At 66.7% G+C, this 8,186-nt stretch carries 8 protein-coding genes, 1 tRNA gene and 1 pseudogene; 4 read left to right on the top strand and 6 right to left on the bottom strand.

What is annotated here, in order from left to right; all coding sequences use genetic code 11:
* The 4 genes and pseudogenes from CXY79_RS00210 to CXY79_RS00200 all read right to left on the bottom strand — a co-directional run.
* On the bottom strand, positions 1-450 hold a 450-nt coding region (locus tag CXY79_RS00210), incomplete at its 3' end, for a hypothetical protein (RefSeq protein ID WP_369827909.1).
* Between the two features lie 306 nt (positions 451-756).
* Complete coding sequence (locus tag CXY79_RS00205; RefSeq protein ID WP_104099161.1) at positions 757-1,482, bottom strand: carboxylesterase family protein; 726 nt, start codon at positions 1,480-1,482, stop codon at positions 757-759.
* A gap of 111 nt (positions 1,483-1,593) precedes the next feature.
* A pseudogene (locus CXY79_RS16815) lies at positions 1,594-1,677 on the bottom strand (carboxylesterase family protein); the annotation flags it as partial.
* Positions 1,678-1,784: 107 nt separating this feature from the next.
* Positions 1,785-2,519, bottom strand: a complete 735-nt coding sequence (locus CXY79_RS00200) for a flavodoxin family protein (RefSeq protein ID WP_104099160.1) — start codon at positions 2,517-2,519, stop codon at positions 1,785-1,787.
* Positions 2,520-2,624: 105 nt separating this feature from the next.
* On the opposite strand from CXY79_RS00200, the gene CXY79_RS00195 reads away from it, so the two are divergent.
* From CXY79_RS00195 to CXY79_RS00180, 4 genes are all read left to right on the top strand, one after another.
* Positions 2,625-3,995 carry an MFS transporter gene (locus CXY79_RS00195; protein ID WP_104099159.1) on the top strand — a complete coding sequence of 457 codons (1,371 nt, stop codon included), beginning with the start codon at positions 2,625-2,627 and terminating at the stop codon, positions 3,993-3,995.
* 48 nt (positions 3,996-4,043) lie between these two features.
* Positions 4,044-4,116 (top strand) — tRNA-Arg (locus CXY79_RS00190).
* 108 nt (positions 4,117-4,224) lie between these two features.
* Entirely contained in the window at positions 4,225-5,067 is an 843-nt protein-coding gene (locus CXY79_RS00185; RefSeq protein WP_104099158.1) for a UbiA family prenyltransferase, read from the top strand.
* Positions 5,064-6,524, top strand: a complete 1,461-nt coding sequence (locus tag CXY79_RS00180) for an NAD(P)/FAD-dependent oxidoreductase (protein ID WP_104099157.1) — start codon at positions 5,064-5,066, stop codon at positions 6,522-6,524. Before CXY79_RS00185 ends, CXY79_RS00180 begins: the two co-directional genes overlap by 4 nt.
* Before the next feature lie 321 nt (positions 6,525-6,845).
* Here the strand turns inward: CXY79_RS00180 and CXY79_RS00175 are convergent, their stop codons facing one another.
* Together CXY79_RS00175 and CXY79_RS00170 are read right to left on the bottom strand one after the other, a co-directional pair.
* Positions 6,846-7,037: a DUF1918 domain-containing protein gene (locus CXY79_RS00175; protein WP_104099156.1), complete on the bottom strand. Its 192-nt coding sequence runs from the start codon at positions 7,035-7,037 to the stop codon at positions 6,846-6,848.
* 110 nt (positions 7,038-7,147) lie between these two features.
* Positions 7,148-7,627, bottom strand: coding sequence for a MarR family transcriptional regulator (locus tag CXY79_RS00170; protein ID WP_104099155.1), 480 nt, complete (start codon positions 7,625-7,627; stop codon positions 7,148-7,150).
* Between the last annotated feature and the right edge of the window lie 559 nt (positions 7,628-8,186).

Below are 8,186 nucleotides of genomic sequence, written 5' to 3'. Positions count from 1 at the left end.
CGGGTAGTAGGGCGGCAACATGCTGGTGCCCGCCCGGCGCGGGGTCACGTTCTCGCCCAGGCGCACCCGCCGGTTCGCCTCCCGGGAAGAGACGCGGGTCAGACGGGTGATCAGGTCGATGCCGCTGCTGGCCCCGTTCTTATACGCCAGGGACTCATGGCCCAGGATGCGGCGGGACCGCACCGAAATGTCGGCGGCGGAGGCGACCCTGGCCGCATCGACCCGGCGGCCGAGGTCTTCGACCGTGCCCAGCACCATCATCGCGTCCGCCTCGCCCAGGAGGGAGAAGGACACCGAGTCGAGCACGGCCGCGGCCAGGTCACGGGCCTGCTGCAGCTGCTGCACGAGGGATGACTGTGCACGGGGTGCCTGCGCGAGGGGTGCCTGCGCGAGGGAAGGCACCGCCTGCGGTGAGGCGGTGGGGTGGTGCGGAGTGGGGGCTCCAGCCATACCCTAATAGTATATGTGTACTAATAGTAAGTCAAGAGGTTCTGAACGAGTATAGAAAGTAATTCGGTCGGCGCGGTGCCGTGGTTGGCCGACCACGCGCATCCGTCGGTGCGCCCCTCAGGCACCGCGGGCTTCCTAACGAATTCGACGGAGATTTTACCGATTTTGAGCCCAAACGGATGTTCTGGGCCGGTTCTGAGCAAAATCTCCGTCGAATTCGTTCGGCCAGGGGGCCGGCGCAGGAGTGCCGGGGAGCTCAACCGGGGAGCTCAACTGGGGAGCTCACGCCGACGGGCTCAACCGCCGCTACCCGCTAGAAGTTCGGCAGGAACTCCTGCCAGACCGCCCGCCGCTCTCCTCGCGGATCCGATTCGATGCGATCGACCTCGTCTCAGAGTCAGCCGGTCGGTTTCCGAGTAGGTCGGCCAGGTGTCGTCGGGCCGCCTTGTGCAGGCGAAGCGAAGCCAGTGCAGGCGCATCCGTTCGCCCGCGTTGATGAAGAGTTCCCGCCCGCCGAGCAGGATCATGGCCCGAGCCGTGGGGCCGTGGGGTCGTGGGGCCGTCGACGTGGTCGAACAGGGCGAACAGCTCGATTCCGTGTGTGGCGCTGATGCCCAGCGTGTGCTTAAGCCGCGGGACCAGGTCGAACCGGTACGTATAGACCGGCGCGACCCGGGAGTGGAAGTCGCCGATCTGCAGGCTCGGATACCAGAACACGAAATCCCCGCCGCAGTCCGACGACGACTGTTTCGCCGGCAGGCTCGCGTAGACGGAGCGCATCGCGTCGTGCGGGCTCTCCGGGGCGTGGTCGAAGATGGCCGCGATACGCGTCGGCGACTTCGGCAGGATGTCCACCCGGCCCCGGAACAGCGACCCCTCCCGCTCTTTGGTGCCGATGATCAGCGGCACCCGGTGCGCGGTCCCGTGACGGAAGGCGTCGAGCGGCCGCTCGGGCAGGAAATCCACGTCGATCACCGGGATCAGGCAGAAGGTGCCCGGGCTGGCATCCGGCGTGCGCGCCTGCAGCGCCACGGCCGCCTGGGTCAGGTCGGCTACCGCGGCGGTGGTCAGCGTGGATAAAGACCATCACCGGGCGGCCCAGCCGTCTACGCGACGCCGACGCCGGCCGAAGCACGTTGACACTCAGGCACTCCTCACCGGCCGCGGGGCCCGGAACCGCAGCTCGCCCACGGGTGGCGCAGCGTAGGGGATGCCGCGCCAGGCCGAATGCCATTGTCGTCCACGCCGCGCACGATCCCGCCGGTGACCCGCACCTGCAAGCGGCTCCGCGGGGTCGCGGTCATGGTGTCCTCACTTCGGGCGCGTCGACGCCGCTATCGGTACTCCGGGTTCGGCTGGAATCCGAACCGCTCGCCCTCGTCCCACTCCGCGCGGAGGTTCCCGTAGGCGGGGATGCCGCCGTTTGCCTTCAGCATTGCGGCCAGGTGCATCAGGTTCCAGGTCATAAAGGTCACGTTGCGGTTCGTGAAGTCACTGTCCGGCCCCCCGGAACCCGGGTCCAGGTAGCTCGGGCCCGGACCGATCGCGCCGATCCAGCCGACGTCGGCCGCCGGCGGAATCGTGAAGCCGATGTGCTGCAAGCTATAGAGCACGTTCGACGCGCAGTGCTTCACGCCGTCCTCGTTGCCGGTGATGACGGCCCCGCCCACCTTGCCGTAGTAGACGTACTGACCCTTGTCGTTCAGCTCCCCCGACATGGCATAGAGCCGTTCGATCACGCGCTTGGTGACCGAGCCGTTGTCGCCGAGCCAGATCGGCCCGCCGATCACGACGATGTCGGAGGCGCGCACCTTGTCGAACAGGGCGGGCCAGGCATCCGTCGCCCAGCCGTGTTCGGTCATGTCGGGGTAGACGCCCGAGGCGATGTCGTGGTCGATGGCCCGGATATTTTCGACGTGGACGCCCTGCTCGTGCATCAGGTTGATGCTGAGGTTCATCAGGCCCTGTGTGTGGCTGATTTCGGGGCTTCGTTTGAGGGTGCAATTGATGAACAGGGCCCGAAGGCCGGCGTATTCGAAGGATGCCTGGGTGTTGCGGATCGCGGTCATGGCGTCAGTTTTGCACCTGCCCCAGACCTCGTCTAGGGCCAGACCGGGGCCCGCGCCCTCCGGATCGGGCCTTCGATCGGGCCGCGAATCGGGTTAACTGGGAGAGTGATTTCCAGAGAGCATCGGGTGTTGATCGTGGCCATTCTGGCGTCGTTCGTGGCGTTCCTGGACGGCTCCATCGTCACGGTCGCGCTGCCGGCGATTTCTCGGGAATTCGGCGGCGGTCTGGTGCTGCAACAATGGGCGGTCGACGGCTACCTGCTGTCATTGGGCGCCCTGATCCTCGTGGCCGGGTCACTCTCGGACACGTTCGGCCGGGTGCGGGTGCTCCGAATCGGACTGGTCTGGTTCGGGATCACCTCGCTGGCGTGCGCGGTCGCACCCTGGGGGAGTGCGCTCGTGCTGGCCCGAGTGCTGCAGGGCGTGGCGGCGGCTCTGCTCGTGCCGAGCTCCCTGGCGCTCATCACCTCGACGTTCTCGGGGGCGGCGCAGGCTCGAGCGATCGGGGCCTGGACCGGCTGGACGGGCATCGCGGGCATCATGGGTCCGGTGCTCGGCGGCATCCTGGTGGACACGCTCAGCTGGCGCCTGATCTTCGGGCTCAACGTGATCCCCATCATGGTTACCCTGGTGCTGCTGGCCGGCCTGGACGAGCCGGTGCGCACCCGTCCGGCGGCCCCCATCGACGCGTGGGGCGCCGGCCTGGCCGCGCTCGGGCTGGGCGGTCCGGTCTTCGCCCTGATCGAGCAGGGGCGGCTGGGCTGGGCCAGCCCGGTCGTGTTCGTGCCGCTTGTCGTCGGGCTGCTGGCCTTCGCGGGGTTCCTCTGGTGGGAGGCGCGCGCGCCGCATCCGATGATGCCCCTGAGCCTGTTCAAGATCCGCAATTTCGGCGTCGGTAACATCGCTACGGTCGGTTTCTACGCCGCCCTCGGCCTCGGTTTCTTCGTGTTCACGCTCTATCTGCAGCAGGTCGGCGGCTTCTCGGCGACCGTAACCGGTTTCGCCGGCATCCCGGCGACCGCCATGCTCCTGCTCTTCGCGACCCTGTTCGGCACCCTGGCCGGCCGCTACGGACCGCGCGCGTTTATGACCGTGGGCCCGATGGTGGCAGGAGCCGGATTCCTGCTGCTACTCGGGGCGGTGCCGCCGATCGCGCTCTGGTCGCAGGTCGTGCCGGCCGTCGTCGTGATCGGCCTCGGCCTGGCCATCACCGTGGCGCCGCTCACTTCCGCGGTCCTCGGCTCCATCCGGCCCGAGCAGGCCGGCATCGGCTCGGCCATCAACAACGCCGTCGCCCGGGTGGCCGGTCTAGTCGCGGTGGCTCTGGCCGGCACGATCATCGGACCTACGCTCGACGTTCCGGGATTCCAGCGCGTGATGGTCGTCGTCGCGGGCTTGATGTTCGCCGGCGGGCTCGCCTCCTGGCTCGGAATCCGCACCTCGGGTCCGGTTCTCGCGCCGGAGCACCCCGAATAACTGCTATAGTTTTCAAGTTGTCAGAGAGTACTTAGCTCTGGGCAGCCTGCGCTCGTAGCTCAACGGATAGAGCATCTGACTACGGATCAGAAGGTTGGGGGTTCGAATCCCTTCGGGCGCACATCTGGACCCCCGCAATCAGCAGATTGCGGGGGTTTCCTGTTTGTCCGAAATGCACGGGCGTCGGCACCCGAAAAAACGCGGTCTCTCGCAACGATAGAGTGAGAAAGTGCTCACCCGCCTGGTTCAGATCTCCCGACCGGTGCTCTGGGTCAACACCATCGGAACCACCGTCATCGCCATGTGGCTGGTCGGGGATTTGTGGCGGTGGGAGATTGTTCCGCTGCTCCTCTGGGTGACGCTGCCGTTCAACCTGCTGATCTACGGTGTGAACGACATTTTCGACCAGGAAACGGATGCCCGGAACGCCCGCAAGGGTGGCCTCGAGGGGGCCCGCATCCTCGGCTCGGAAACCCGCGCCATCGTGCTCGGAGTCGTGCTGACCAACGCGCCTTTCGTGGCGTATTTCCTCGCTACGTTGCCGGCGGCGGCGCTCGCCTGGATCGCCGCGTACATGGTGATCTTCATCTTCTACTCGGCACCCCCGCTGCGTTTCAAAGCCCGGCGCTACCTCGACTCGCTCAGTAATGCCGCCTACGCTTTCCCGCTGGTCTTCGTGCCTCTCGCCCTCGGCGAGTCACCGGTCTGGGCGGCGGCGATCGGACTCATGGCGTGGAGTGTGGCCAAGCACACCTACGACGCGGTGCAGGACATCGACGAGGATCGTGCAGCCGGAATTCAAACCACTGCCGTTCATCTCGGCGCGCGCGGCTCCGTGGTGTGGAGCGGCGCGTGGTGGGCCCTGTCCACCGCGGGTTTCGCGCTGATCAACTGGCCGGTCGCCGTGGTGAATGCGCTCATCGCCGGCTGGTTGGTGGGGTCGCTGGGGCGCAGCCCCACGCCGATGACGGCCCGCCGAATGTACCGCTACTCGATCGCGTTCCCCTACGTCGCAGGTTCCGTCGCCGGGGCCCAGCTCGTGGCAGTTTTTTTGCTCAAGGAGCTCCTATGACACGATCCCGCAGGAAGACGAACCTGACCCCGCAGCGCATCGTCGTGCTCGGCGCGGGAGTCGGCGGGCTCACGGCCGCCGCGCTGCTGGCCCGCGCCGGCCATTCGGTGACGGTGCTGGAGGGCTCCGACTGGATCGGCGGAAAGAGCCGACGACTCGAAATCGACGGGCAGCACGTGGACACCGGACCGGCGCTGGTCACCTTCCCTCTGGTCTGGGAGGAGCTGCTGGCCCGCTACGACGCGCTCGGCGCCCGCCGCTCTGTTCCCGCCGAAGCCGCCGCGGTGGCCGCGGTGACGTTGCGGAGACTGCCTGAGGTGGGCCGGTACTTCTACCGGGGAGCGGACGCCGTCCTGCCGGTGCCCGCCGGTCACCCGTGGCACGCGGCCTGGACCCGGTTCGAAAAAGAACACGGTGGCCTCGGGCCTCAACTCACGAGCATGCTGACCGCCGACCCGGCCGATTCGGCATCGCTGCCGGCCGTCCGCAACGTGTTTCGGCTCTACGGCACCCGCCTGACCACGCGCAGCTTTCTCGACGGCCTGAGCTGGATGCCCGAAGGCCTGCGTGAGGTCATCGCCATCCACACCCTCAATGCCGGTGTCTCTCCCCGGCGGACCCTCGCACTGTATGCGAGCATGCCGGCGATCATGGCCAGGGACGGCGTGTGGGTTCCCGAGGGCGGTGTGAACGAGCTGCCGCTCGCATTGCACCGGCTCGCGTTGAACGCCGGCGCGGTCGTGCGCATTAGCGAGCCCGTCACAGCCGTGTCGAAAGGGCTCGTGACCACGGCGACGACGACGCATCCGGCCGACGTGATCGTGAGCGGGCTCGACCGTGGGGTGCTCGACGGGCTGCTCGGCGTGCCGCCGGTCCGGCCACGGAAGCTGTCCTGCTCCGGCGTGGCCATCTATGCCGTGCTTGAGACCTCGTTGCCGGAGGGCACCGCCACGCATTCCGTCGTGTTGCCCGACGACCCGGCCGCCCTGCACCGCAGTCTCGATGCCGGGGCTGTGCCCGAGCAGACGATGGCCTTCCTGAACTATTACCGGCCGCACGAGGTCTATGCCAACGACCGGGCCACCGTGGCGGTGCTTCTCACCGCGCCCGCTGACGGCCGCCGCTATGACCTCGACAGCCCGTGGGTGGCGCGTGAGGTCGCGCGGGTCAGCGCCGCCGTGGGCCTGGACCGGCCGATCAGCGAGCTGTTCCGTGATCACGTCGTGCTTGATCCGCGGTACTTCGCTGGCTGGGGCTCCACCGGTGGTGCGCTCTACGGCGCCACCAACCCGCTCTGGCAGAGCGGGCCGTTCCACCGCCCCGGGTACACCAGCCGGGCACGCCCGTGGCTGTGGCGGGTGGGGGCATCGGTGCACCCCGGCGGCGGTATACCGGCCGTGCTCGGCGGCGCCATGACAGCGACCCACAAGCTGATCGGCCGCCTCGACGCCCGCTGACCGAGGAGTGACGGCCGCCGGATCAGCGAACGGCCAGGTCCGGCCGAGGCAGATGCGCCGACTCGGGGCGCACATTGGCGCGATCACAGCCGAAGCAGGTCAGCACGTAGACGGGGAGGGCGCGGTGTGCGGCGTGCACCGGGTCCGGCGTCAGGCGAGCTGTCGAGTGGCAAAAAGGACACGTGATTCTCATGGCTGAAGCTTCTGATCTTGTACCCGCCACGATCTGCAACGCGTGTTTCGAAGTTGACTCGGGTGATGTGGGCGCAGTACCCCCTTGACCTGGCCGGATGCGTGTGCCGTACCCTCCGGCATCCTGTGCTAGCGAGGTTCGATGTGCTCGACCGTGAAGTCCGTGACGGGGAACAGGATGCTCTCATGCCCTTCGCTGAACCGCACGAGGTAGGGAGGTTCGCCGTCAAGCCCGCGAACCTCCACGATCTCATCGTGCCGGTCCGGTGCTTCTACCGTCTTTCCTCGGATGACGACCCGGTCTCCCTGTGCTGCATGCATGGGAATTACCTCCTCGCGGATCACCGTACGCCCGCTCGCGCCCCCTGCACAGGGCAGCGAGAGGCGGCGCGCCGGGTTCCGTCAAGGCGGCGCGACCTGGGCGGTGCAGGTCAGTCCGCGCCATGCAGGCGATCGCAGAGGGCGGTGAGTTGCAGGAGCTCGTCGGTGCCGAGCGTGTCGCCGATGCGGTCGGTGATGGTGCCCATGTGCTGGACAGCGACCCGGCGGAACAGGTCGAAGCCGGCATCCGTCAGTTCGATCAGGGCGCCGCGGCCGTCAGTAGGGTCGGTGTGCTTCCGCACATAGCCCCGTGCGGCCAGTCGGTCGACCAGACGGCTCACGCTCGGCTGGGTCAACAGCACCTGCCGATTCAAATCGCGGAGCCGCAGGCGCCGCTCGGCGGCCCGGGACAGGTTGAACATTACGTCGTACTCGTTGAACGAGATGTCATGAGCCGGAAAATCGGCGGCCAGGCTGCGCATAATGGCAACCTGGGCACGAAACAGTGATTCCCAGGCGGCCACGGCCACGGCTCGATCGGTCACGCTGCCTCCACATATCCTTGATCTCCAAGAATAGGGACTCGGCATCGGGACGCCTCCCCCACTCGTGGGGATTTGAACAAAAAAAGAATGACGAACAAGTGGCGCTTCGTTACGCGTTCGTTATATATTCGAAGTGCGTCAACCGTTTGCTGTGGCGGAAGACGCGAAATGTGATTGCAGGACACTCTTGGTGCAAGGGAAGAGGGCCGGTCGTAGCTACTACGACCGGCCCTCTGTCACGCCATCGCCGTCGAATTGTTTTGCAGCGTCGCTCCCGGAAGGCGAGAACCGACCGCAATTTGTGAATGTTGTTCATCCCGGGCGGAGCGCCGTGCCCGGTGTTGGACCAATTCGACGGAGATTCTGGTCTGAAACTGCTTTTCGGAGTATTGCGGGGACGATTTGGGCAGAATCTCGGCTCCCCTGCTGTATCCGTGGGTGTTTCGGAGCGCCTTAACGGCCGCACACCGCTTCCTGTCTAGGTTTCTGACTGTCTAGGAACAGAAACTCAAGGGGCAGGAATACGGCGTGCGGTCTCTAACTTTATGGCGGACTTTGCTCGGTGTCGACAAGACAGTGGTCGAGGACGTTGATCTCGACCTCG

The sequence above is a fragment of the Cryobacterium sp. M96 genome, assembly GCF_002929845.1.
Taxonomy (GTDB): domain Bacteria; phylum Actinomycetota; class Actinomycetes; order Actinomycetales; family Microbacteriaceae; genus Cryobacterium; species Cryobacterium sandaracinum.
The sequence above is the reverse complement of the archived record's forward strand: the minus strand, read 5'-3'. Positions and strand labels throughout refer to the sequence as shown.